This is a genomic window from Streptomyces sp. NPDC056128 (assembly GCF_042263835.1).
Taxonomy (GTDB): domain Bacteria; phylum Actinomycetota; class Actinomycetes; order Streptomycetales; family Streptomycetaceae; genus Streptomyces.
In genome coordinates this window covers 1-22,530 of record NZ_JBHJVQ010000052.1, presented here as the reverse complement: position 1 = coordinate 22,530, position 22,530 = coordinate 1, and the positions used below count along the sequence as shown (strand labels likewise).

Here is a 22,530-nt window from a genome sequence, read left to right as displayed (position 1 = left end):
GTGTTCCCCCGTTCCCCCGACGGATTCCGAACTCGTCCACGGCCAGCGTGGGCCGCCCGCATACGCAAACGGTTGACGCCCGCTGAACGGCGGCCGCGGCGGTGAGCGGGCGATGAGTTCCGCGAGGCGGGACGGTCTACCCAGCAGGCGTACCTCCCAGAAACGGACGTGATCACCGTGCCGAACAGTTCCGCCCACGCCGACCTCGACGGCCTCCAGATGTACTACGAGATCCACGGCACCGGCCGGGACAGCGCCCGGCGTCCGCTGGTCCTGCTGCACGGCGGTGTCCTCACCGTCGGGCTGTGCTTCGGTGACCTGCTGCCCGTCCTCGCCCCCGGCCGCCACATCGTGGCCCCCGAGTTGCAGGGGCACGGGCACACCGCCGACATCGACCGCGCCATCACCGTGCCCGGCCTGGCGGGTGACGTGGTCGGCCTGCTCGACGCGCTCGGCATCGAGCGGGCCGACCTGCTCGGGTTCAGCCTGGGCGGGCTGACCGCGCTGGAGGTCGCCGTCAGGCACCCCGGGCGAGTGGGACGGCTCGTGCTCGCGGCCACGCAGTACACCCAGGACGGCTACCGCGAGGAGGTCCGCACCCCCGACTACGACTCACCGCTGCTGCCCAGCGAGGCCGACTTCAAGGAGATGGCCGACGCGTACGCGGCCACCGCCCCGCACCCGGAGCACTTCCAGGACTTCCTCGACAAGTGCTCGCAGGGCGCCCACGGCCCGCTGCCCTGGAGCGCCGACGACCTGCGCGGGCTGGCGGCACCCACGCTGCTGGTCGTCGGGGACCGCGACTTCGTGCGCGTGGAGCACGCCGCCGAGATGCGCGAGCTGATCCCCGACGCGCGCCTCGCCGTCCTCCCCGACACCACCCACATGGCGCTGATGCGGCGCACGGCCCTGCTCGTCCCGCTCCTGGAGGAGTTCCTGGGCACCGGGCGGGCGCCGGAGGCGTCGTCCCGTGCGGCGTGACATCGTGGTGGCATGAGCATCGACGTGCGCCCGGCCTCGGTCTTCGAGGACGTGCGCGCGGTGCTCGGCCCCAAGTCGCCCGGAGCCAACGTCTGCTGGTGCCTGAGCTACCGCGTCCCCTCCAAGGTCAACAAGGAGCTGCGCGGCCCGGCCCGCGGCGCGTACGTCGCCGAGCTGTGCCGGACGGCGCCGCCTCCCGGGGTGCTCGCCCACGACGGGGACGAGCCGGTCGGCTGGGCCGCCGTGGCGCCGCGCGCGGACACCTCCTTCGCCCGCAACCGCAAGATCCCGCACGTGGACGACCTGCCGGTCTGGTCGTTGTGGTGCGTCCGCGTGCGGCCCGGTCACCGGAAGCGGGGGATCTCGCACGCCCTGATCGCCGGCGCCGTCGACTTCGCCCGCTCCCAGGGTGCTCCGGCGATCGAGGCGTATCCGCTGGACAACGGGGACGCCCGGGTCGACCTGACCATGGCGTACGCCGGGCTCCGGCGGAACTTCGAGCGCGCCGGGTTCGTCCACGCCGCCGACACCACCTCCGTACTGGCCGGACACCCGCGCGTCATGATGCGGCTCGACCTGCGCTGAGCGTCCGGGCCCGCCGCGAACCTCAGATGTTGCTCTGAAGACGCCCCCCGCGCGGTTGGCGGCGGGCGGGGCGGGTCATACCCCCGTCATACCGACGGGGAGGAGGTACGACCATGCGACGACTGGGAACCGGCATCGGGTGGCGTCCGGAGATCGCGGACGCCGTGGAGCTGATGCCCGGCATCGACTGGGTCGAGGCCGTGTCCGAGAACCTCTGCCCCGGGCATCTGCCGGAATCGCTGCTGCGGCTGCGCGAGCGCGGGGTGACCGTCGTGCCGCACGGCGTCTCGCTCGGCCTCGGCGGCGCCGAACGGCCGGACGCGGGGCGGCTGGCGGCGCTGGCCGACCGCGCGGAGGCGCTCGGATCGCCGCTGGTCACCGAGCACATCGCGTTCGTCCGCGCGGGCGGCGCGCTGACCGCCTCCCCGCACCTGGAGGCCGGGCACCTGCTGCCCGTGCCGCGCACCCGCGACGCGCTCGACGTGCTGTGCGAGAACGTGCGCATCGCACAGGACGCGCTGCCCGTGCCGCTCGCCGTGGAGAACATCGCCGCGCTCGTCGCCTGGCCGGACGAGGAGCTGACGGAGGGGCAGTTCCTGTACGAGCTGGCCGACCGGACCGGGGTGCGGCTGCTGATCGACGTGGCGAACCTGCACACCAACCACGTGAACATCGGGGCGGACCCGGCCGAGGCGCTCGGCGAACTGCCGCTGGAGGCCATCGCCTACGTCCATGTCGCGGGCGGCTTCGAACGGGACGGCGTCTGGCACGACAGCCACGCCCACCCCGTCCCGCGGCCGGTGCTCGACATCCTCACCGACCTCGCCTCGCGGGTGGCACCGCCGGGCATCCTGCTGGAGCGGGACGAGAACTTCCCCGGCCCGGGCGAACTGGAGGCGGAGGTGGCGGCGATCCGCGACGCCGTCGCGCGGGGACGGGCGGAGGGCCGGGGGTCCGACGAGCGGGAGGGGTCTGTGGCGCGAACGACCGCCCCCGAAGCGAACGTGGCGGACCACGCCGTACGGCAGCGGCTCGGTCTGGCGCAGGCCGCGCTGCTGTCCGCGCTGGTCGCGGGGGCGCCGGCGCCCGAGGGGTTCGACCGGGTGCGGCTGGGCGTGCAGGCGCGGGCGCTCGCCGGGAAGCGGGCGGACGTGGTCGCGAAGGTGGCGCCCGAACTGCCGGTGATCCTCGGCGCGGCGTACCGGCCGGCGTTCCTCGCCTACGCGCGGGGGTGCCCGATGGGCGCGGGCTACCGGCGGGACGCCCTCGACTTCGCCGAGCGGCTGCTGGGCGCGGACGCGGGGCCCGCGGCGGAGGACGCGGGTGTGCGGCGGGAGTTGCGGGAGTGGTGGCTGGAGCGCTCGGGGCCGGTGCCGCGTTCGAGGCGGCCGGGGGTGCGGTGGGCGCGTGCGACCAGGCGGGTCCTGCTGCGCCGCTGACCCGGTCACGGCCGGTGCGGGACATCACCAAACGGAACGTCACATACCCACAACACTGCGTCCCGAAATGTGAACAGCCCATGGCGCCGGCGAAAGCCTTTGGCATAGAAGTACGGCATGTTCTGGGTCCTTTTCCTCCTGTCGGCCTGGGCCGTCGCCGGCCTCGCGTGTCTGCGGTTGTGTCTGGCCGCCGTGCGCGCGGCGGCCGTCGCCCCGGGCACCCCCGCGCGGGAGCACGCGCTGACGCTGTACGAGGCGGCGTTCCTGTCCGGCGGCCCGCGGCGGGTGGCCGACCTGACGCTGGTCTCGATGGCCCGCCAGCGCCGGCTGCTGCTCGCGCACACCGGCTGGGCGACGGTCGTGGACCCGTGCGGACGCGACGACATGGAGCGGTCGGTCATAGGGGCCATAGGGCCCGAGGGGCAGTCCCGGATCGCCCCGGTCCGGGCCACCGCCGCCACGGCCGACCCGGTACGGGGCCTGGCCGACCGGCTGGTCGGCGCCGGTCTCGCCGTACCGGACGGCGGCTCCGACGGTGTCGCGGCCGGGGTGCGGCGGGTGCGGGTCGCGGCGGTGGCCGTGTGCGCGCTGGCCGTCGCCGCGCTGGCGCTGCCCCTGCCCGCGCACGAGCCGCGCACACTGATCGCCCTGTGGTTCGCCCTGCCGCTCGCCCTGACCCTGGGCTGCCTCGCCATCACCCGGATGGAGATCCACCCGTACTCCCGCTGGGCCTCCCCGGCCGGGCAGCGGCTGATCGGCACCCTCGTCCAGCACGCCGACGGCACCGCTGACGAGCGCACCTACCTCACCTCCGTCGCCGTGCGCGGCGTGCACGCGATCGGCGAGCCGGACCTGCGCGCGGCCTTCGCCCACCGCGAGGCGTACACCGAGGGGTACCGCGGGCGCCGGATCTGACCGGCCGCCGCCGGCACGCGGACGCGCCGGGGGCGTACGGAGGCACTCGGCGCCGACACCCGCGGGCGGTGCTTGCCCTGCCCGGCGGGCGAACCAAACATCCCTTGTGTCACCCCCGTGCCACCGAAGGGATACGCGATGCGAGCTGCCGCCCTCTACTCGGCCGCCGGGTCCTTGCTGCTGACCACCCTCGCCACCACCGCTCCGGCCCAGGCGGCCACGGCCGCCCACGGTTCCGCCGAGGCGCGCGGCACCGCCGTGGCCGCCGGGCGGGCGGCGGCGGCCGGCATCGCGTTCGGCAGCTGCCCGAAGGCGGAGGACCTGCCGGCCAGCATGCGCTGCGGCACGGTCGGGGTGCCCCTGGACTACGCGCACCCCGACGGGAAGCAGCTCCGGCTCACCGTCAGCCGGGTGCGGGCCACCCACAAGGACCCGGGGAACCCCAAGCGCAAGGTGCCCGGGCAGGGCGCCCTCCTCTACAACCCGGGCGGTCCCGGCGGCTCGGGCCTGTACTTCCCGCTGGTCGGCCTGGTGCCCGAGTGGAAGCGGATCGCGGGCGCCTACGACCTCGTCGGATACGCGCCGCGCGGGGTCGCGCCCTCCGCGCCGCTGTCCTGCCAGGACCCCGGCGACTTCTTCAAGGGCCCGCGCCCGGCCCCGACACGGCCCTCGGACGCGTACAAGAAGCAGCGCGCCGCCGAGGCCGAGGCGTACGCGCGGGGCTGCGCCGATCGCGCCGGGGAGGCGCTGCGGCACTACCACTCGCTCAACAACGCCCGTGACCTGGAGGTGGTGCGGGCCGCGCTGGGCGAGGAGCGGCTGACCTTCATGGGCGCGTCGTACGGCACCTACCTCGGGGCGCTGTACGCCGAGCTGTTCCCGGCCCGGGTGCGGCGGATGGTGTTCGACTCGGTGGTGAATCCGGACCCCGCGCTGGTCTGGTACCGCAACAACCTCGAGCAGTCGGAGGCGTTCGAGGACCGCTGGGACGACTTCAAGGAGTGGATCGCCGGCCACGACGCCGTGTACGGCCTCGGGGACACGCCGAGGCAGGTGCAGAACAGCTACGAGGAGGCGAGCGAGCGGCTCGCGGCGGAGCCGGCCGGCGGGACGGTGGGCCCCGCGCAGTTGCAGGGGGCGTTCCTGCGGGCCGGGTACTACGACGACTACTGGCCGCACCGCGCGGAGGCGCTGTCGGCGTACCTGAAGGGTGATCCGCGGCCGCTGATCGACCAGGCGGGGACGCGGACCGCGGCGGGCGCGAAGGGGGCGGAGAACTCCAACGCCGTGTACACGGCCGTCGAGTGCAACGACGCGGCCTGGCCGACGGACTTCGAGGTCTGGGACCGGGACAACACGCGGCTGGCGCGCCGGGCGCCCTTCGAGACCTGGGACAACGTGTGGACCAACCTGCCGTGCGCCTACTGGCGGGTGCCCCGGCAGCGGCCCCTCGATGTGCGCACCGTGCCCGGTGAGCTGCCGCCGACGCTGATCCTGGCCGCCGAGCGGGACGCGGCCACCCCCTACGAGGGCGCGCTGGAACTGCGGCGGCGGCTGTCGGGCTCGGTCCTGGTGACCGAGCGGGACGCGGGCACGCACGGCATCGCCGGCGGACCGAACGCCTGCGTCAACGGCCACCTGGAGGCGTACCTGCTGGAGGGCCGGCTCCCGGCGCGGAACACGTCGTGCGCCCCGCGCCCGGAACCGGAACCGAGCCCGGCACCCTGATCAGGCCAGCCCGGCCACCAGCTCCGCGACGTCCTTGCGGCGCCCCGTGTAGAACGGGACCTCCTCGCGGACGTGCATGCGGGCCTCGGAGGCGCGCAGGTGGCGCATGAGGTCGACGATGCGGTGCAGTTCGTCGGCCTCGAAGGCGAGGATCCACTCGTAGTCGCCGAGCGAGAAGGAGGCGACCGTGTTGGCGCGCACGTCCGGGTAGCCGCGGGCCATCTTGCCGTGGTCGGCGAGCATGCGGCGGCGGTCCTCGTCGGGCAGCAGGTACCAGTCGTAGGAGCGCACGAACGGGTAGACGCTGATGTAGTCGCGGGGCGTCTCGTCGGCCAGGAAGGCCGGGATGTGCGCGCGGTTGAACTCGGCGGGGCGGTGCAGCGCCATGTTCGACCAGACCGGCTCCAGCGCGCGGCCCAGCTTGGTGCGGCGGAAGAGGTTGTACGCCTCCTGGAGCTGGTCGGCGGTCTCCGCGTGCCACCAGATCATGAGGTCGGCGTCGGCGCGCAGACCGGACAGGTCGTACGTGCCGCGGACCGTCACGTCCTTGGCGGCGAGCTGGTCGAACAGCTCCTGGACCTCGTCGGCGTACCCGGCGCGGTCCTCGGGGAGCGTGTCCTTGAGCTTGAAGACGGACCAGAGGGTGTAGCGGATGACCTCGTTGAGGTCCTTGGCCAGCTTGCCCTTGTTGGGGATCCGGCCGGCGGCAGCGGTGGAGGCGTCGTCACTCATGCCCCTATTCTCCCGCTCCGCCGTGCAGACTCTGCACCGGGTGGGCGGTGAGCTCGTCCACGCCGCGCGGGTCCCCGTGGATCTGGTCCACGGCGGCGTACGCGCTCGCGATGCTCGCCGGGATGCCGACGCCGTCGTAGGCCGCCCCGCACACCGCGAGGCCCGGGACCTTCGCGACGTGCCCGCGGACACGGACCACGCGCGCGTGGTGGCCCACGGGGTACTGGGGCAGGCCGTCCTGCCAGCGGGTCACGCGGGTAGCTACGGGCTCGGCGGTCAGCCCGGTGGCCTCGCCGAGGTCGTGCCGGGACGCGGCGACCAGGCCCGCGTCGTCGCGGCCGAGGATCTCCGTCTCGCCGTACCGCCCCACGGAGGTGCGCAGGACGACCAGGTCCGGGTCGTCGTCGGCGATCCAGCCCCACTTGCGGGAGGCGAAGGTGGACGCCTTGATGGTGTGCCCGTCGACCGGCGGCACCAGGAAGCCGCTGCCCTCGGGCAGGGCGGCCGCGTCGGAGCGGCGGTAGGCGAGGGTGATCAGGGCCATCGAGGCGTACTCCACCGCGGACAGCTCGGCGGCGGCCGCGGGCGCCTCGGCGCGCAGCAGCTCGGCGGCGGGGCGGGCGGGGAGGGCGACGACGACCGCACCGGCGTGCAGCACCCGCTCGCCGGCGACGATCCGCCAGCCGTCCGGAGCCGTGCGGCGCAGCTCCGTCACGGGTGCCCCGGTGACGATCTCACCGCCGCGCGCGCGGACCGACTCGGCGACGGCGAGGGGCAGGGTGCCGATGCCGCCCTCGATGCCCATGAACACCGGGCCGCCGGCCGGGGAGGTGACCGTCCGTCCCTGGAGGGCGCGCACCGCCTCGGTGAGGGAGGTGTGGTCGCGGGCCGCCTCGAAGAGCTGGGGCACGGCGGAGCGCAGCGAGATGCGGTAGGCGTCGCCCGCGTAGACCCCGCCGAGCAGCGGTTCGACGAGGCGGTCGACGACCTCGCGGCCGAGGCGCGCGGCGACGTACTCCCCCACCGCGACGTCGTCGCCCACCTCGGTGCGCGGCAGGTCGGCGTCGCGCTCGATGCGGGCCAGGCCCTCCTCGGAGAGGACGCCGGCCAGGGCGGCGGCGGTGCCGGGGACGCCCATGACGTGGCCCTTGGGCATGGGGCGCAGGGCACCGCGGGTCCACAGGGAGGCCGACGCGGTGGCCGGCGGCTGGAGGCGGTCGGCGAGACCGGCCGCGCGGGCCAGGCCGACGGCCTCGGGGCGGCGGGCCAGCATCGACTCGGCGCCGAGGTCGACGCGGACGCCGGCGATCTCACCGGGCAGCAGCTTGCCGCCGACCCGGTCGGCGGCCTCCAGCACGGTCACCCGGGCGCCCCGCTCCAGCAGGCGGTGGGCGGCGGCCAGTCCGGCGATGCCGGCTCCGACGACGACGACATGGCCCGGGTCCCCGGGAGCCCGCCCCGCGGGGGTCTCGCTTGCGCACATGTCCCCAGCGTCTCAGACCCGCCCGGCGGGGCCGCCGCCAGGCCGGTCACGTGTCCGGGCCCCGCGAGTCCGGACCGTGACCTGTTCGGGACCGTTTCGCGCCGACCTCCGGGCCGCTCCCCGCGTCGTAGGAACGACAGTCGTACCGACGATCCCGGGGGCCCCTGTGCGCACATCACCTTTCTCACGACCGCTTCCGGCGCTGGCCGCCGTCCTGCTGGCCGGGGCTCTCGCGCTGACCGGATGCACCTCCGGGGGCGGTGACTCCGGCGCGGACAGCGCGGGCGGCGCGGCCAAGGAGGCCGCTCCCTCGGCGGCGGACGACCGGCCGGGCGCGGCGGGCGGCGACGCCTCCGGTGCCAAGGCGACCGCGCCGCCGAAGGCCGCCGCGACCCACGTCATCCGCACCGCCTCGCTGACCGTCCAGGTCGAGGACGTGCCGAAGGCCCTGGACGAGGCCCGCGCCACCGTCGAGAACGCGGGCGGCTACGTGGGCGACGAGGACACCAGCCGGGACGAGGACGGCCGGGAACGCACCCGGCTGGAGCTGCGCGTGCCCGTCGACGCCTACCAGGACGTCCTAGACGGCCTGGAGGGTGCCGGGAAGCTGCTGCACCGGGGCGCGAAGGCGGAGGACGTCACCGACCAGGTCGTCGACGTGGAGAGCCGGATCAAGTCGCAGCGGGCCAGCGTGGCCCGGGTGCGGGAGCTGATGGACCGGGCGACGAAGCTGAGCGACGTGGTGACACTGGAGGGCGAGCTGAGTGCCCGGCAGACCGAACTGGAGGCGCTGCTGGCCCAGCAGGCGTCCCTGAAGGACCGCACCAGCCTGGCCACCATCACCCTCTCCCTGTCCGAGACGCCGGTCGACGAGGCCGCGGAGGACGACGACCCCGGCTTCACGGACGCGCTGGCCGGTGGTTGGGACGCCTTCGTGACGATGCTGCGCTGGCTGGCGGTGGCCCTCGGCGCGGTGCTGCCGTTCGCCGTCGTGGCGGCGCTGCTGGTGCTGGTCTGGCTGCGGGTGGTACGGCCCAGGCTGTCGCGCCGCCCGGCGCCCGCGGCGGCACCGGCGACGTCTGCGGTACCGACGGCACCGGCGGCGCGCGGGGAGGAGCCCGGCGCGCGCGACTGAAATGCCTGGTCCGCGTAGCGTGTTCGCATGAGCATGAGCGCCGCGGGCGGTACGAGAGAGCGACTGGTCGTGATCGGCGGTGACGCCGCGGGGATGTCCGCGGCGTCGCAGGCCCGTCGGTTGAAGGGCCCGGACGAACTGGAGATCGTGGCCTTCGAGCGCGGCCACTTCAGTTCGTACTCGGCGTGCGGCATCCCGTACTGGGTCGGCGGCGACGTGGCCGACCGGGACCAGCTGATCGCCCGCACGCCCGAGGAGCACCGCGCCCGCGGCATCGACCTGCGGATGCGCACGGAGGTCACGGAGATCGACGTGGCCGGCGGACGGGTACGCGCGCGTGACCTCGATTCGGGGGCGGAGTCCTGGACGCCGTACGACAAACTCGTGATCGGCACCGGGGCGCGGCCGATCCGGCCGGAGCTGCCGGGTGTCGACGCGCCCGGCGTGCACGGGGTGCAGACCCTCGACGACGGTCAGGCGCTGCTCGACACGCTCACCCGCACGCGCGGCCGTCGCGCGGTGGTCGTCGGCGCCGGGTACATCGGCGTCGAGATGGCCGAGGCGCTGATCAACCGCGGCTACGAGGTGACGGTCGTCAACCGCGGCCGGGAGCCGATGTCGACGCTGGACCCGGACATGGGCCGCATGGTGCACGAGGCCATGGAGGGCCTCGGCATCACCATGGTGAACGGCGCCGAGGTCACCAAGGTGCTCACCGGGGACGACGGCCGGGTCCGGGCGGTGGCCACCGAGGACGCCGAGTACCCCGCGGACGTGGTCGTGCTCGGCATCGGCGTACGCCCCGAGACCGCGCTGGCCGAGGCCGCCGGGCTGCCGATCGGCGCGCACGGCGGGCTGCTGACCGACCTCGGCATGCGGGTGCGGGGGCACGAGAACATCTGGGCGGGCGGCGACTGCGTGGAGGTGCTCGACCTGGTCTCCGGGCAGCTGCGGCACATCCCGCTGGGCACGCACGCCAACAAGCACGGCCAGGTCATCGGCACCAACGTGGGCGGCGGTTACGCCACCTTCCCCGGCGTGGTCGGCACGGCGGTCAGCAAGGTGTGCGACCTGGAGATCGCGCGCACCGGGCTTCGCGAGAAGGACGCCCTGCGGGCGGGGCTGCGGTTCGTGACGGCCACTATCGAGTCGACCAGCCGCGCGGGCTACTACCCGGACTCGTCCCCCATGACGGTGAAGATGCTCGCCGAGCGGCGCACCGGCCGGCTGCTCGGCGTCCAGATCGTCGGCCGCGAGGGCGCCGGCAAGCGGGTCGACATCGCCGCGGTGGCCCTCACGGCCGGGATGACGGTGGACCGGATGACGGCCCTCGACCTCGGGTACGCACCGCCCTTCTCCCCCGTGTGGGACCCCGTGCTGGTGGCCGCCCGCAAGGCCTCGCGGGCGGTGGAGGAGCAGCGCGGCTGAGCGCGGCGGCGCCTCCTACGCGGTCCCGTTGATCCGGTCGATGGCCTGCCGTGCCTGCTCGGCCGGGGGCCGCGCGGGCAGCGACGACACCGAGGCGGGTGCCGTACCGGCCGCCGACGCGGCCACGGCGGGCGGCTGTTCGCCGGCCGGCCTGGCGTGCGTCGCCGCGGCCCGCGCGGAGCGCAGCCGGTGGCTCACCGCCTCGTCCAGCGTCACCGGGCGCTGCATCTGGGCGGCCAGCCGCCCGGCCTCCTGGCCGAGCCGGGCCACGTCCTCCCAGGGCAGGCGCAGCACGAGGGCGACCTCGGCCTCCCCGTCGGGCAGGGCGTGCATCGCCGGCGCCGGTGTGACCCGTTCGTTCATCGCCTGATCCTCACGTCGTCCCCGCGTCCGCCTTCCCCGGGCCGCGGGCGGTTGACAGGGCATACGTACGCGCGGCCGGGGACGTTCAACGGGCGGGGCGGATCAGGCGGGCGGGCTCAGGCGGGGGTCGCCTCGCTCCGCACGGCCGGTGCCGGGGTCCAGCGGATGCGGGTGCTGCACAGGGCGACGGCGCCCGCGGACGCGGCCACGGCGCCCATGCCCCAGGCCAGGCTGCTCGCACCGGCGATGAAGCCGATGAGCGGCGGCCCGGCCAGCAGTCCGGTGGTGCCCATGGCGGCGACCAGGGTCAGCGCGTCCGAGCCCTGGCGGGCCGCGGCGGCGTAGACGCAGGGGGTCACGGCGGCGATGCCCAGGCCCATGCAGGCGAAGCCCGCGAGGGCCGGTGCGACGCCGCCGCTGACCAGCGCGAGGGCGAGACCGGCGGCGGCGACCGCGCTGCCGATGAGGACGACCCGGCCGTCGCCCCAGCGGGCCCGCCAGCCGTCGGCGAAGAGGCGGGCGACGACCATCATCCCGGACACCACGGCGATGCCCAGGGGTGCAAGTTCCGCCGACGCCTTGGCGACGTCCTTGAGGTAGAGGGCGGACCAGTCGTTCATGGCGCCCTCGGCGACCGTGCCGAAGACCATGGCGCAGCACATCCACAGGGTCAGGCGGGAGGGGACGGTCCAGCGGCGGCCGGCCGGTTTCTTGTCGGCGATGGCGGCCGCGTCCGCCCGGTCCGCCCCGCCCGCCTCGTCCGCCGGTGCCTCGTCGTCGAGGAGCCCCGTCCGCGCGGACGCGCCCAGGGCGACGAGGAGGACGACGGCCACGCCGAAGTGCGCGGCTACGGAGTCGGTCGCGGCGGTCATGCCCGAGGCGAGCAGCGCGGCGAGCAGCGATCCGGCGGAGAACGTCGCGTGCAGCTTCGCCATGGTGTTGCGTTCGTGCCGTGTCTCCAGGGCGGCGCCCTGCGCGTTCATGGCCACGTTCAGGCAGCCGACGAGGACGCCGTCGGCGCACATCACCAGCAGGGCCACCGGGTAGTTGGGGGCCGCCGCCAGGCCGAGCAGCAGCAGGGCGAGGCCGAGCTGGGAGAGCAGGCCGAGCCGCCGCGAGCCCATGCGCCGCATCAGCCACGCCACCACCGGGAACGACACCGCCGCGCCGACCCCCGCGGCCATCAGGAGCACCCCCACCTCGGCGGCGCTCAGGTCCAGGTCGGACTTGAGCGCCGGGATCCGCGCGGCCCAGGTGGCGTACTGGAAGCCGAGGGACAGGAACAGCGCGGCGATCGCCAACTGGCCGCGCAGGAAGGGGTCTTGGAGACGGGACACGCGCATCAGCTCACTTCGCGCAGGAACGGGGGCGGGGTCGTGGGCGGGCTCGGGGGCGGGGAGAGGGACGGGTGGGCCGGGACCGGCTTGGACATGTAGACGGCCGCGCCGCCGTAGGCGCCGTCGGGCACCACCCCCGGCTCGGCCACGAACCCGCGCGTCGACCAGAAGCGCTCGGTGCCGCCCACGGCGACCAGCGAGATCCGCTCGTCCCCGCGTGTCCGGGCGGTGCCGGTCAGGTGGTGCAGCAGGTGCCGCGCCAGCCCCCTGCGGCGCAGGCCCGGCGCCACGACGATGTCGTGCAGGTGGAGGTTGCCGGTCGGGAACGCCGCCGCGGCCTCCTCCGCCCGCGTCAGGTCCGGGTAGCGGTGCGGCGGGTAAGGGAGGGCCAGCACGTATCCGGCGGTGCGGGCGCCGACGTCCACGACGAAGCAGGTGTCCGGCGACGCCGCCGCGCGGGACTCCAGCGCCGCCCGGCCCTCCGACAGCCCGAGGCCGGTGTAGGCGTCCCGCTCCAGCGCCACGACGGCGTCCCAGTCCCGGTCGGCGAGGGGCCGGACGCGCACGGTGTCAGTCATCGGCGCCGGTCCCCTCCGGGCGGTCCGCCCAGGCGTACGGGAGCGGGGCGAAGCCGTTGAAGCCCAGGGTCGTGTAGCTGGTCGCGTAGGCCCCCGAGGCCAGCACCCAGACCGGGTCGCCCGAGGCGAGTGCCCGGGGTACGGGCACCAGTCCCTCCTCGTGGGAGTAGGCGTCGTCGCTGTCGCAGGTGGGCCCGGCGACGACGGCCCGGACGGTGGGCCCGTGGGGGTGGGTCGGGAACACCAGCCGGTACTGGAGGGCGTCCATCTCGTACAGGCCGTTGAACTTGCCGCAGCTCAGGTAGAGCCAGTGCCGCCGTTCGCCGTCGGCGTCCCGGCGTTCGGTGAGGCGGGCGACGTGGGCGCGGATCGCGCCGTGGTCGGCGACGAGGTGCCGGCCGGGTTCGATGACGAAGTCCAGCGGTCCCCCGTGGATCCGGCGCAGCTCGTCCGTGCCCTCCCGGATCACCGCGAAGATCTTGTCCAGCGGTGGGTCGAGGGGCGTGCCGCGCCGGTCGCGGTAGCCGAGCGCGGGCAGGCCGCCGCCGAGGTTGACGTGATCGACGCGGATGCCGCGCCGGTCCAGCGCGCGCAGCACCTCGCCGAGGTCCTCGATGGCGGCGTGCCACGCCTCGCCGGTCATCTGCTGGGAGCCGACGTGCACGGACAGGCCCGCCGGGACCAGACCTGCGTCCCGGGCCCGCTCCATGACGCGGACGGCGTCGCCGGGCGAGCAGCCGAACTTGTTGCTGAGTCCCCACACGGCACCCGCGCCGCCGGTCGCCACCCGGCAGAAGACGCGGGCGCCGGGGGCGTGGTGGGCGAGGGCGGCGACGTCCTGGACGCTGTCGGTGGCGAAGGTGCGGATGCCGAGCCGGTACGCCTCGGCGATGTTCCGGTCGGACTTCACGGTGTTGCCGTAGTGCACGCGCCCGGTCGGCACTCCGGCCCGCAGCGCCTGTTCGATCTCGCCGGGGCTGGCCGCGTCGGCTCCGGCGCCGCGTCGGGCCAGGGCGGCGAGGACCTCGTCGACCGGGCAGGCCTTCATCGCGAACCGCACCTCGACGCCGGGCAGTTCCCGGCGCAGCGTGTCGTACCGCTGCTCGATGCCGGCCAGGTCGTAGACGATGCGGTCCTCGGTGGCGGCGGCGAGGGCGGCGGCCAGGGGCTCGCCGAGGACCGCGCCCAGCAGCGGGCCCGTCACCGCGCTCACCGCGGCGCCACCGGCGGCCGGACCGGGGGCGTGGCCTTGGCGGCGGCGACCAGCCCCTGCCACGCCTCGGTCAGCAGGGCGAAGTCGGCCATGTCGCCGCGCGCCTCGTCGAGGAGCCGCTCGCGCCGGCCCGCCAGCAGGTCGGCGAAGTCGGCGTACGGGCCGCCGAGGCGGCGGTAGGCGGTGTCGAGGGCGTCGAGCCTGCGGACGTTCTCCGCGGTGTCCAGGCCGGTGCTCTCGCGGGCCAGGGCGGCGACCGCGGCGGGGCGGGCCCGGCCGTGCTCGTCCAAGAGGGTGTCGCCCGCCTCGGCCATGCGGTCGTAGACGAAGTGGAAGTAGAGCATCGACAGCAGGAACTTGGCGAAGCGGTTCTGGTAGGCGAGGAAGCCGGGGCCGGTCCGTCGTTCGCCCGTGTAGTAGTTGACGATGTGGCGGTTGTGCAGCACCCCCGGCAGCCGGGCGTCGTGCACCAGGTGGATGAGGAAGTAGTCGCTGCCGATGGTGTCGCGGGCGGGCGGCAGCGGTACGCGCTCGCTGACCGTCTCCCCGTGGAAGGCGATGTTGCACATGTCGACCCGCATCGGGTCGACCACCGTGAGCAGCGAGTGGTCCGCTGTGAAGGGTTCGGTGCCGGCGCCGGCGAAGGACTCCTCGACCAGGTCCCGTTTCTGCTCGGCGGTCCAGTCCTCGGGCGCCCACAGGGAGACGACGTCGTGGTAGACGCCGGGGTCGGCGTCGCGTATCCGCGCGATGTCCACGGAGAGTTCGCCCACGAAGGAGCTGCCCACCATGGCGACCCGCCGCGGGAGGAGACCGTCCGCGAGGGCGGACTCGGTGACGCCGGGCACGGCGTCGGCGGCGGGCCGGCCGAGGGAGAGCAGTTCGTGGTGGACGGGGAAGACGGTGCGGCCGTCCACGCTCTGGTAGCGGCTGTCGGAGTCCCTGCGGTGCACGGACTCGCAGCCCAGCGCCGCCGCGATCAGGAACGCGCGGTTGGTGCAGGCGCCGTAGGACACGCCGTCGGGCAGCATCAGGTCGAGGAGCAGCTCGGGCTTGGCGCTGCCGGAGCGTGCCGTGACCCGCTCCAGGAAGTCGCGCTGGGCGGCCTCGTCGAGGTGGTGCGCCGTGATCCGGGGGTGCGGGCGTAACCGCCGCAGCGCCTCGGCGTGGGCGGCGTGGTCCTCGGGCGGGCAGGAGTCGAGGACCAGCAGGTGGACATCGATGTCGAAGTGAGCGGCCGCGTAGGCCGCTTCCTCGCCGAGTGCCGTGATGGTGTCCGGGCAGTGCCGGTTGGTGGGGAGGGTCAGGCAGATGCTGCGCATGCGGCGTCCCCGGTGGCCTCGTCGGTCGCCCGGTCCGTGCCGGTGCCGGTGCTGGTGCCGGCGTCCTCGTGCCAGGACTTCAGGCCCAGCAGCCTGGCACCCAGTTCGTTCAGTTCGGCGGGCCCGTAGCGCTCGGACTCGTGGCGGTGGGCGTCGCCGAGGAGCGTGACGTTCCAGTCGGGCGTGGCCAGGGTGCGCCAGGAGTCGACGCGGGAGTCGCGCAGCCGGCGGTGGCTCTCCAGCGCGGGCATCATCGACAGGTACTGGACGGCGCGCACGCCCTCGCCGGAGACGTTGGGTGCCACTCCGTGGGCCAGCAGGCCGTTCCAGATGAGCAGGTCGCCGGCGTCCAGGTCGGGCCGTACGACGGGCATGTCCTCGCGGTCGATCGCGGGCCGGATCGGGTCGCGGCCGTCGGGCTGGAGCGCCTTCCAGCGGTCGAAGCGGCGGAACAGCTCGGGGCAGCACTGGAAGCCGCCGTGGTCGGGCTTGGTGTCGTTGAGGGCGATGATGCCCTGCACGCGCTGGGGCAGCACGCCGAGCGTGGTGTCGACGTCCCAGTGCAGATCGATGTCGAAGCCGCGCTCGGGCTTGTCGATGAGGGCGCGGTCGCGGTTGCCCACGTTGGGCGGGTTGAGGTTGAGCCGGTCCAGGGTGACCCACAGCTCCTCGCAGTCCCACACGTCGACGAAGGCGTCGTACACGCGCTGGGCCTGCCGGCTGTCCCAGATGAGCTGGTGCTGGTACGCCTCGACGAAGCCGTAGATGTGCAGTTCCCGGTCGAGGTCGGAGCGGTACTCGCGGTCCTGGTACCAGGTGTCGGGGCGGTCCGGGTCGAGGCCCTGGAACTCCCAGGCGAAGTCGAGCAGCCGGCGCGCGGAGGAGGCGGGTATCGCCTCCTTGACCACGACGTAGCCGTACGTCTGCCAGTGCGCGAAGTCCTCCTCGGACAGCACCCGCAGCGGGCGGGTCTTGTCCAGGTCGCGCAGCTGGGTGCGGGCCAGGTAGGTGTCGGCGTCCGCGCTGAAGTAGGGGATGTCCGACGGGGCTCGGTGGAGGTAGGAATCGGGCGTCGCCATGTGGTGCTCCAGATCCTCGCCGTCGCACCGTGCGGGCAACGGCGGTGTGCGCGACGGAGGTCGGGCCGTCACACATGAGGTCGGTGGGGGCAGCGGGGCCCGCTCGCGTCCGGGGGCGGAGCGGGGCGACGAGGGCGGCTCGGACGGACGGGGCTCTCCCGGTTCAGGGGCTCGCCCGGTCCGCGCTCTCGTCCGGAATGGTCGTCTCGTCCGGGGTGGTCGTCACGGAAGTGGTCGTACGGAAGGCGTCGCGAGCGGTCTTCGCAGCCCGGCCGCGGCAGGTGTCCGGCGCGGAAACTGGTGTCCCATGTGTCCCTCGCCGAACTTGCGCCTCACAATGGACTAGACCAAGGGAAGGTGTCAACACCCCTCCCGACGAGGAAAGTTGTTACTTCCGAGTTCGATGACACCCCTCTTGACAGGTCTGGTTAACCTGAACGCGCACCCCCTTGGTCTATACCAAGAATCGTCACCGAAAGGCGCGCCCGATGGCCTCCAGCAAGCACAGCGGCGAGCTGCGTCGGCTCGCGCTCTCCGTCCTCCAGCCGGGGTTCGTCGGCACCGAGGCGCCCGACTGGGTCCTGCGCGACATCGGCGACGGCCTGGCCTCCGTGGTGCTCTTCTCCCGCAACATCGTCTCCACCGAGCAGGTCGCCCGGCTGACCGCGCAACTGCGCGCGGAGAACCCGGATTTGATCGTCGCCATCGACGAGGAGGCCGGTGACGTCACCCGGATCGAGTCGGCCACCGGGTCGTCCCGGCCGGGCAACTTCGCGCTCGGCACGGTCGACGACACGGAGCTGACCGAGGCCGTCGCCGCCGACCTGGGGCGGCAGCTGCGCACCGCCGGGGTGAGCCTCGACTACGCGCCGAGCGCGGACGTCAACTCCAACCCGGACAACCCCATCATCGGCGTACGCTCCTTCGGCTCGGACCCCGACGTGGTCTCCCGGCACACCGCCGCGTGGATCCGGGGCCTCCAGTCGTCCGGCGTCGCGGCCTGCGCCAAGCACTTCCCCGGCCACGGGGACGTCGCCGTCGACTCCCACCACGACCTGCCGGCCTACGGTGCGGGGCGGGACGAGATCGAGGCCCAGGCCCTGCCCCCGTTCCGGGCGGCCCTCGCGGCCGGGGTGCGCGCGGTGATGAGCGGCCACCTGCTCGTGCCCGCCTACGACCCCGACCTGCCGGCCACGCTCAGCCGGCGCATCCTGCGGGACCTGCTCCGCGACGAACTGGGCTTCGACGGGCTGGTGGTCAGCGACGCCATCGAGATGGGCGCCGTCACCCGCCGGTACGGCATCGACGGCGCCACGGTGAAGGCCGTCGCCGCCGGGGTGGACGCGATCTGCGTCGGCGGCGAGAGCGCCGAGGAGGCCACCACAGAGCTGCTGGTCAAGGCGCTGACCGCCGCAGTGACGGGCGGTGAGCTGCCGGAGGAACGGCTGGCCGAGGCGGCGGGCCGGGTAAGGGAGTTCGCCGGGTGGTCGGCCGCGCTGCGGGCGTCGGCCGGTGGTGCCGGGGAGGCGGCCGGCGACGGGATCGGACACCTCGCCGCCCGCCGCGCCGTCCGGGTCACCGGGGCCGCGCGCGAGGCGCTGCCGCTGACCGCCGCGCCGCACGTGGTCGAGCTGGCACCGGTGACGAACATGGCGATCGGCAAGGAGACCCCGTGGGGCGTGGCCGACCCACTGCGCGAGCGACTGCCCGGCACGACCTCGGTGCGGGTGCGCGACGAGGAACTGCGCGAGGGGACAGTGGAGTTGACGACCTGCGCCCTCGAACCGGCCGCGGGACGCCCCCTGGTCGTCGTCGCCCGCGACGCGGCCCGCCACCCGTGGATGAGCCGCGCGCTGACCGGCCTGACCACGGCCCGCCCCGACGCGATCGTGGTGGAAATGGGCCTGCCGGGCACGACCACGGCGGCACCGGCCCAGATCTTCACGCACGGCGCGAGCGCGGCGTCGGGGGTGGCGGCGGCGGAGGTCCTGGCGGGGACGGACTGACACCCTGGAACTCAAAGGTCCAGACCAATAAGGGGTGGGGCGGCGCCTCGGCCCCCGCGAGAGAGACCCGAGGATGACACCGCACCGTTCCGACCTCCGCCTGTCCACCGTGATCATGGCCCACCCGCGGCGGCGGGCCGCGGCCGAGGCGCTGAGCGCGGCGCACCCCGCGCTCGCCGCGCGGGTCGTCACCGACCCGGACCCGCAAGGTCCGCCGTCGGCCCTGCGCACCGCGCGCCTGGCCTGGCGGTCCGTGGCCGCCGACGCCACGCACCACCTGGTGCTCCAGGACGACGCCTTGCTCTCCCCGGACTTCGCGGACACCGTCGCCGCGCTGGCCGCCGCCCGGCCGCGGGACTCCGTCAGCCTGTTCACCGAGTGGGGTTCGCGCACCGCCAACGCGGTCCGTGCCGCGGCGCTGCTCGGCCACGCCTGGGCGCCCGTGGTGGACGACTACCTCCCGACGGTCGCGCTGGTGCTGCCCGCCGGTCTGGCCCGGGGGTTCGAGGAGTACGCCGCCGCGAAGGCCGCGCCCGACGCGCCCGACGACGTCACCCTGCTCGACTACCTGCACGACGTCGGCCGGGTCGTCCCGGTGGCCGGCCCGGTCGACCACGCCAACCCGCCGAGCCTCGTCGGCAACGACGTGATGGGCCCGCGCAGCGCCGCCTGCCTCGCCCCCGCCGGCGACCCGGAGGGCTCCGTGCTGCCCGCGATGCGCGCCGTGCCGTACTTCTGCTGGTGGGAGCAGCTGGCCGTGGTCTACCTGCGCGACCCGGCGAGTCCGGACGGCTGGCGCCGGGTGCCGGCCGAGGAGGCACTGCTTGAGCGGGGCATCGGGCGCGAGCGGGTCGTGGCGTCGCTGCGGACGGCGCTGGAGAGCGTCCCGCACCGGGAGTTGATCCACGACCGGGTCAGCGACGTACTGCTCGCCGAGGTGTGGACCACCGCCTACGCGCTGGGCGTGGTGACCCGGGACCTCGGCGGCTTCCCCGACCTCGGCCGTCCGGCGGCCCGGGAGGCGCTGGCCACGCTGGCACCGGGGGCGCTGCGCAGGGTCGTGCCGGTGCGTTGGCTGGCGGCCGTGGGCGAGCTGCTGTACCCGCTGGTGGCGGCGGCCGTGCTGGGAGGCGCGGCGGACGCGGAGGCGGCGGGGAGCGGCTCGTGAGGTGCACCCGCCGCCGTGGGGCGCCCCGCAACGGGTCAGCGGGCGGTGCGGGTGTGGACGTACTCCACGAGGCGGGTCAGCGCGTCCGGGTCGGTGGTGGGCAGGACGCCGTGGCCGAGGTTGAAGACGTGGCCCTCCAGGCCCGCCGCCGCGTCCAGGACCTCGCCGGCCTTGGTCTCGACGGCCTGCGGGGTGGAGAAGAGGACGGCCGGGTCCAGGTTGCCCTGGAGCGCCTTGCCGGGGCCGACCCGGCGGGCCGCCTCGTCCATCGGGACGCGCCAGTCGACGCCGACGACGTCCGCGCCGGCCTCGCCCATCGGGCCGAGGAGTTCGCCGGTGCCGACGCCGAAGTGGATGCGCGGCACGCCGTACCCGGCGACGGCCTCGAAGACCTTGCGGGAGGCGGGCAGCACCGAGGCGCGGTAGTCCGCGGGCGAGAGGGCGCCGACCCAGGAGTCGAAGAGCTGGACGGCGCTCGCGCCCGCCTCGATCTGCACCTTCAGGAAGGCGGCGGTGATGCCGGCGAGCCGGTCCAGGAGGTCGGCCCACAACTGCGGGTCGCCGTACATGAGCGCCTTGGTGTGCTCGTGGTTGCGGGACGGGCCGCCCTCCACGAGGTAGCTGGCGAGGGTGAACGGCGCCCCCGCGAAGCCGATCAGCGGGGTGGCGCCCAGCTCCCGGGTGAGCAGGCCGATGGCCTCGCTGACGTAGGTGACGTCCTCAGGGGTGAGTTCGCGCAGCCGTGCCAGGTCCGCGCGGGTGCGGATCGGGTTCTCGACGACCGGGCCGACGCCCGGCTTGATGTCGAGGTCGATACCGATGGCCTTGAGCGGGACCACGATGTCGCTGAAGTAGATGGCGGCGTCCACGCCGTGCCGGCGGACCGGCTGGAGGGTGATCTCGGTGACCAGTTCCGGCCGCATGCAGGACTCGAGCATCGGGATGCCCTCGCGCACCTTGAGGTACTCCGGCAGCGAGCGCCCGGCCTGCCGCATGAACCACACCGGGGTGTGCGGCACCGGCTCGCGCCTGCAGGCCCTGAGGAACGCGGAGTCGTACGTGGCGGTCGGCGGCTGGCCCGCGGGGCTCTGGTTGGCACTCACACCGGCAAGTCTCGCACGGCGCACGGACGGTCCCGGACCGCGGGTGGGGCGGCTCCCGCGCGCCCTCGGGGTACCGCGGGATCCGGACATCGCGCCCGCACGCGGGTGTCCCTCCCTGCGCCGGGCCGCCGTTCCGCTTAATGTTCCCCGCATGGCTGCGGCTCAGGGACGACTGTCGGACGGCGCTGGCGGAATGGACGAGGCGAAGGGAACCGAGGAGGAGGCCCGGCACAAGGGGAGTACGGCACCGCCGGCCTTCGCGGCCGCCGTCGAGGCCCTGCGGGTCGCGCGGCTGCGGCCGCAGATCGAGGTGGAGCCGACACGCGCGCCCCAGCGGCTCGCCCCGCACACGTACGCGCTGGAGGCCGCGGTCGTCGACGGCGACGAGGACCTGGCGGACGGCCGGCTGGTGCTGCTGCACGACCCGGCCGGGCACGACGCCTGGCGGGGGACCTTCCGGCTGGTGACCCTGGTGCGGGCCGAGCTGGAGCCGGAGATGGCCGCGGACCCGCTGCTGCCCGAGGTGTGCTGGTCCTGGCTCACCGGCGCACTCCAGGCCCGCGGGCTCACGTACGGGGAGCCGAGCGGCACCGTCACGCGCGCGAGCTCCCACTACTTCGGGGGGCTCTCGGCGCGCCCCGCGGCCTCGCAGATCGAGATCCGGGCGTCCTGGACGCCGCGCGAGGGTCTGGGCGGCGTCCCGGACACCGCGGCGCACCTCGCCTCGTGGTGCGATCTGCTGGCGCAGGTCGCGGGCCTGCCGCCGGCCGGGCCCGGCGACGCGTCGATCGTCACGCTGCCGCAGCGCCGCGGCCCGCAGTCGCGCTGACCCGCTCTTCCTTTCCTTCTTCTTCTTCACGAGGGGGCTTCCGCACGGCTGGGAAACGTTCCGTCACTTTGTCGACACGGCCACTTTCGGCCGCGTATCGACAAACTGCGAAACCGTTCGATCTTCGAATGATCGACCGCGTGTCCGAATTGCTCGGATTGTTACTCACCAGATCGTGATCATTCTCTAAAGGCGGACGGGTTCGGTGCCGAAGACGACTGTGACCTTGAAAGCACGGTTCGTCCCGGCTTCACCCCCACGAGCCGGCCCCGTCCCGCACCCCAGGAGGCCTGGTGTCCGTTCTCCTCGAGCAGCCTGCAAGCCTGGTCGCCTACCGCCCGAACAAGCCGACCGCCATGGTGGTCGTGGCCGATCAGCGCGTCCGTTCCACCGTCACCCGCCACCTGTGGGCGCTCGGTGTGCGCGATGTCATCGAGGCCTCGTCCGTCGCGGAGGCTCGTCCCCGCATCGGCAACCCCCGCGACATCTGCGTCGCGGAAGTCCACCTCCCCGACGGCTCCGGCCTGACCCTGCTGTCGGAGACCCGCGCCGCGGGCTGGCCCAACGGTCTCGCCCTGTCCGCCGCCGACGACATCGGCGCCGTCCGCAACGCCCTCGCCGGCGGCGTCAAGGGCTACGTCGTCACCGGCACCCGCACCAACGTCGGTCTCCCCACCCGGCCGGGCGCCGCCCCCATCGGCGCCGCAGCGGCCCGTCTGCACCGCCGCCCCCCGGGTGCCCCGAGCCACCCGGGCGGCTACCGCGAACTCTCCGGCCGCGAGGTGGAGGTGCTGCGGCTGGTCGCGGAGGGCCAGTCGAACAAGGCGATCGGCGTCTCCATGGGGCTGTCCGCCCTGACCGTCAAGAGCCACCTGGCCCGCATCGCCCGCAAGCTCGGCACGGGCGACCGCGCCGGGATGGTCGCGGTGGCCCTGCGCACCGGCATCATTCACTGACCCGTTCACCGACCTGACTGGTTTACGACCCCCCGGGGCCCGCCCCCCCCACCGGGCGCCGGACGGCGGCGGCGCGGCACACCCCCACCAAAACCGCATGGCCCCCCACCCACACAACCCCCACCACCAGAGAAAGCACACACCCCCGCA

Annotated in this window: 20 protein-coding genes; 11 read left to right on the top strand and 9 right to left on the bottom strand. The window is 74.4% G+C overall.

Annotated features, from left to right (window positions below; translation table 11 throughout):
* Window positions 1-177: 177 nt before the first annotated feature.
* From ACFC1X_RS39850 to ACFC1X_RS39830, 5 genes are all read left to right on the top strand, one after another.
* A complete protein-coding gene (locus ACFC1X_RS39850) occupies window positions 178-981 on the top strand; it encodes an alpha/beta fold hydrolase (protein ID WP_376364367.1) in 804 nt (267 codons plus the stop codon).
* Between the two features lie 12 nt (window positions 982-993).
* Window positions 994-1,566: a GNAT family N-acetyltransferase gene (locus ACFC1X_RS39845; RefSeq protein WP_376364364.1), complete on the top strand. Its 573-nt coding sequence runs from the start codon at window positions 994-996 to the stop codon at window positions 1,564-1,566.
* A gap of 113 nt (window positions 1,567-1,679) precedes the next feature.
* The gene (locus ACFC1X_RS39840) at window positions 1,680-3,005 is read left to right on the top strand and encodes a DUF692 domain-containing protein (RefSeq protein ID WP_376364361.1); all 1,326 of its coding nucleotides are present in this window, start codon (window positions 1,680-1,682) and stop codon (window positions 3,003-3,005) included.
* Between the two features lie 117 nt (window positions 3,006-3,122).
* Window positions 3,123-3,920, top strand: a complete 798-nt coding sequence (locus ACFC1X_RS39835) for a TIGR04222 domain-containing membrane protein (protein WP_376364358.1) — start codon at window positions 3,123-3,125, stop codon at window positions 3,918-3,920.
* A gap of 138 nt (window positions 3,921-4,058) precedes the next feature.
* A complete protein-coding gene (locus tag ACFC1X_RS39830) occupies window positions 4,059-5,648 on the top strand; it encodes an alpha/beta hydrolase (protein WP_376364355.1) in 1,590 nt (529 codons plus the stop codon).
* Here the strand turns inward: ACFC1X_RS39830 and hemQ are convergent, their stop codons facing one another.
* The gene (hemQ, locus tag ACFC1X_RS39825) at window positions 5,649-6,380 is read right to left on the bottom strand and encodes a hydrogen peroxide-dependent heme synthase (protein WP_122618324.1); all 732 of its coding nucleotides are present in this window, start codon (window positions 6,378-6,380) and stop codon (window positions 5,649-5,651) included.
* Window positions 6,381-6,384: 4 nt separating this feature from the next.
* Window positions 6,385-7,863, bottom strand: coding sequence for a protoporphyrinogen oxidase (hemG, locus tag ACFC1X_RS39820; RefSeq protein WP_376364351.1), 1,479 nt, complete (start codon window positions 7,861-7,863; stop codon window positions 6,385-6,387).
* 166 nt (window positions 7,864-8,029) lie between these two features.
* On the opposite strand from hemG, the gene ACFC1X_RS39815 reads away from it, so the two are divergent.
* Together ACFC1X_RS39815 and ACFC1X_RS39810 are read left to right on the top strand one after the other, a co-directional pair.
* Window positions 8,030-8,998, top strand: coding sequence for a DUF4349 domain-containing protein (locus ACFC1X_RS39815; RefSeq protein ID WP_376364348.1), 969 nt, complete (start codon window positions 8,030-8,032; stop codon window positions 8,996-8,998).
* Window positions 8,999-9,025: 27 nt separating this feature from the next.
* Entirely contained in the window at window positions 9,026-10,426 is a 1,401-nt protein-coding gene (locus ACFC1X_RS39810) for an FAD-dependent oxidoreductase (RefSeq protein ID WP_376364345.1), read from the top strand.
* Window positions 10,427-10,441: 15 nt separating this feature from the next.
* Here the strand turns inward: ACFC1X_RS39810 and ACFC1X_RS39805 are convergent, their stop codons facing one another.
* The 6 genes from ACFC1X_RS39805 to ACFC1X_RS39780 all read right to left on the bottom strand — a co-directional run bounded on the left by ACFC1X_RS39805 (window position 10,442) and on the right by ACFC1X_RS39780 (window position 16,318).
* The gene (locus ACFC1X_RS39805; protein ID WP_163016060.1) at window positions 10,442-10,789 is read right to left on the bottom strand and encodes a hypothetical protein; all 348 of its coding nucleotides are present in this window, start codon (window positions 10,787-10,789) and stop codon (window positions 10,442-10,444) included.
* 116 nt (window positions 10,790-10,905) lie between these two features.
* Window positions 10,906-12,132 carry an MFS transporter gene (locus ACFC1X_RS39800; RefSeq protein ID WP_376364342.1) on the bottom strand — a complete coding sequence of 409 codons (1,227 nt, stop codon included), beginning with the start codon at window positions 12,130-12,132 and terminating at the stop codon, window positions 10,906-10,908.
* Window positions 12,132-12,704: a GNAT family N-acetyltransferase gene (locus ACFC1X_RS39795; protein ID WP_376364339.1), complete on the bottom strand. Its 573-nt coding sequence runs from the start codon at window positions 12,702-12,704 to the stop codon at window positions 12,132-12,134. The genes ACFC1X_RS39800 and ACFC1X_RS39795 overlap by 1 nt, the downstream gene beginning before the upstream one ends.
* Window positions 12,697-13,908, bottom strand: a complete 1,212-nt coding sequence (locus tag ACFC1X_RS39790) for a type III PLP-dependent enzyme (protein WP_376364404.1) — start codon at window positions 13,906-13,908, stop codon at window positions 12,697-12,699. The genes ACFC1X_RS39795 and ACFC1X_RS39790 overlap by 8 nt, the downstream gene beginning before the upstream one ends.
* 5 nt (window positions 13,909-13,913) lie before the next feature.
* Window positions 13,914-15,239 carry a DUF6271 family protein gene (locus tag ACFC1X_RS39785; RefSeq protein ID WP_376364336.1) on the bottom strand — a complete coding sequence of 442 codons (1,326 nt, stop codon included), beginning with the start codon at window positions 15,237-15,239 and terminating at the stop codon, window positions 13,914-13,916.
* Window positions 15,221-16,318, bottom strand: a complete 1,098-nt coding sequence (locus ACFC1X_RS39780; RefSeq protein ID WP_376364333.1) for a phytanoyl-CoA dioxygenase family protein — start codon at window positions 16,316-16,318, stop codon at window positions 15,221-15,223. The genes ACFC1X_RS39785 and ACFC1X_RS39780 overlap by 19 nt, the downstream gene beginning before the upstream one ends.
* A gap of 488 nt (window positions 16,319-16,806) precedes the next feature.
* Between ACFC1X_RS39780 and ACFC1X_RS39775 the strand changes: the two genes are divergently transcribed.
* Complete coding sequence (locus tag ACFC1X_RS39775) at window positions 16,807-18,324, top strand: glycoside hydrolase family 3 protein (protein ID WP_376364330.1); 1,518 nt, start codon at window positions 16,807-16,809, stop codon at window positions 18,322-18,324.
* Between the two features lie 73 nt (window positions 18,325-18,397).
* The gene (locus ACFC1X_RS39770; RefSeq protein WP_376364327.1) at window positions 18,398-19,492 is read left to right on the top strand and encodes a hypothetical protein; all 1,095 of its coding nucleotides are present in this window, start codon (window positions 18,398-18,400) and stop codon (window positions 19,490-19,492) included.
* Window positions 19,493-19,527: 35 nt separating this feature from the next.
* Here the strand turns inward: ACFC1X_RS39770 and hemE are convergent, their stop codons facing one another.
* Window positions 19,528-20,595 carry a uroporphyrinogen decarboxylase gene (hemE, locus tag ACFC1X_RS39765; RefSeq protein ID WP_376364324.1) on the bottom strand — a complete coding sequence of 356 codons (1,068 nt, stop codon included), beginning with the start codon at window positions 20,593-20,595 and terminating at the stop codon, window positions 19,528-19,530.
* A gap of 151 nt (window positions 20,596-20,746) precedes the next feature.
* On the opposite strand from hemE, the gene ACFC1X_RS39760 reads away from it, so the two are divergent.
* Together ACFC1X_RS39760 and ACFC1X_RS39755 are read left to right on the top strand one after the other, a co-directional pair.
* On the top strand, window positions 20,747-21,424 hold the full coding sequence (locus tag ACFC1X_RS39760) for a DUF3000 domain-containing protein (protein ID WP_376364321.1): 678 nt from the start codon (window positions 20,747-20,749) through the stop codon (window positions 21,422-21,424).
* Between the two features lie 293 nt (window positions 21,425-21,717).
* Window positions 21,718-22,380, top strand: a complete 663-nt coding sequence (locus tag ACFC1X_RS39755; protein WP_059298226.1) for a response regulator transcription factor — start codon at window positions 21,718-21,720, stop codon at window positions 22,378-22,380.
* Window positions 22,381-22,530 lie beyond the last annotated feature (150 nt).

Coding starts and splice junctions, on each gene's coding strand:
- ACFC1X_RS39840 (WP_376364361.1), top strand. CDS start 1,680: ATGCGACGACTGGGAACCGGCATCGGGTGGCGTCCGGAGATCGCGGAC.
- ACFC1X_RS39805 (WP_163016060.1), bottom strand. CDS start 10,789: ATGAACGAACGGGTCACACCGGCGCCGGCGATGCACGCCCTGCCCGAC.
- ACFC1X_RS39760 (WP_376364321.1), top strand. CDS start 20,747: ATGGCTGCGGCTCAGGGACGACTGTCGGACGGCGCTGGCGGAATGGAC.
- hemQ (WP_122618324.1), bottom strand. CDS start 6,380: ATGAGTGACGACGCCTCCACCGCTGCCGCCGGCCGGATCCCCAACAAG.
- ACFC1X_RS39785 (WP_376364336.1), bottom strand. CDS start 15,239: ATGCGCAGCATCTGCCTGACCCTCCCCACCAACCGGCACTGCCCGGAC.
- ACFC1X_RS39770 (WP_376364327.1), top strand. CDS start 18,398: ATGACACCGCACCGTTCCGACCTCCGCCTGTCCACCGTGATCATGGCC.
- ACFC1X_RS39800 (WP_376364342.1), bottom strand. CDS start 12,132: ATGCGCGTGTCCCGTCTCCAAGACCCCTTCCTGCGCGGCCAGTTGGCG.
- ACFC1X_RS39845 (WP_376364364.1), top strand. CDS start 994: ATGAGCATCGACGTGCGCCCGGCCTCGGTCTTCGAGGACGTGCGCGCG.
- ACFC1X_RS39795 (WP_376364339.1), bottom strand. CDS start 12,704: ATGACTGACACCGTGCGCGTCCGGCCCCTCGCCGACCGGGACTGGGAC.
- hemG (WP_376364351.1), bottom strand. CDS start 7,863: ATGTGCGCAAGCGAGACCCCCGCGGGGCGGGCTCCCGGGGACCCGGGC.
- ACFC1X_RS39810 (WP_376364345.1), top strand. CDS start 9,026: ATGAGCATGAGCGCCGCGGGCGGTACGAGAGAGCGACTGGTCGTGATC.
- ACFC1X_RS39780 (WP_376364333.1), bottom strand. CDS start 16,318: ATGGCGACGCCCGATTCCTACCTCCACCGAGCCCCGTCGGACATCCCC.
- ACFC1X_RS39835 (WP_376364358.1), top strand. CDS start 3,123: ATGTTCTGGGTCCTTTTCCTCCTGTCGGCCTGGGCCGTCGCCGGCCTC.
- ACFC1X_RS39830 (WP_376364355.1), top strand. CDS start 4,059: ATGCGAGCTGCCGCCCTCTACTCGGCCGCCGGGTCCTTGCTGCTGACC.
- ACFC1X_RS39775 (WP_376364330.1), top strand. CDS start 16,807: ATGGCCTCCAGCAAGCACAGCGGCGAGCTGCGTCGGCTCGCGCTCTCC.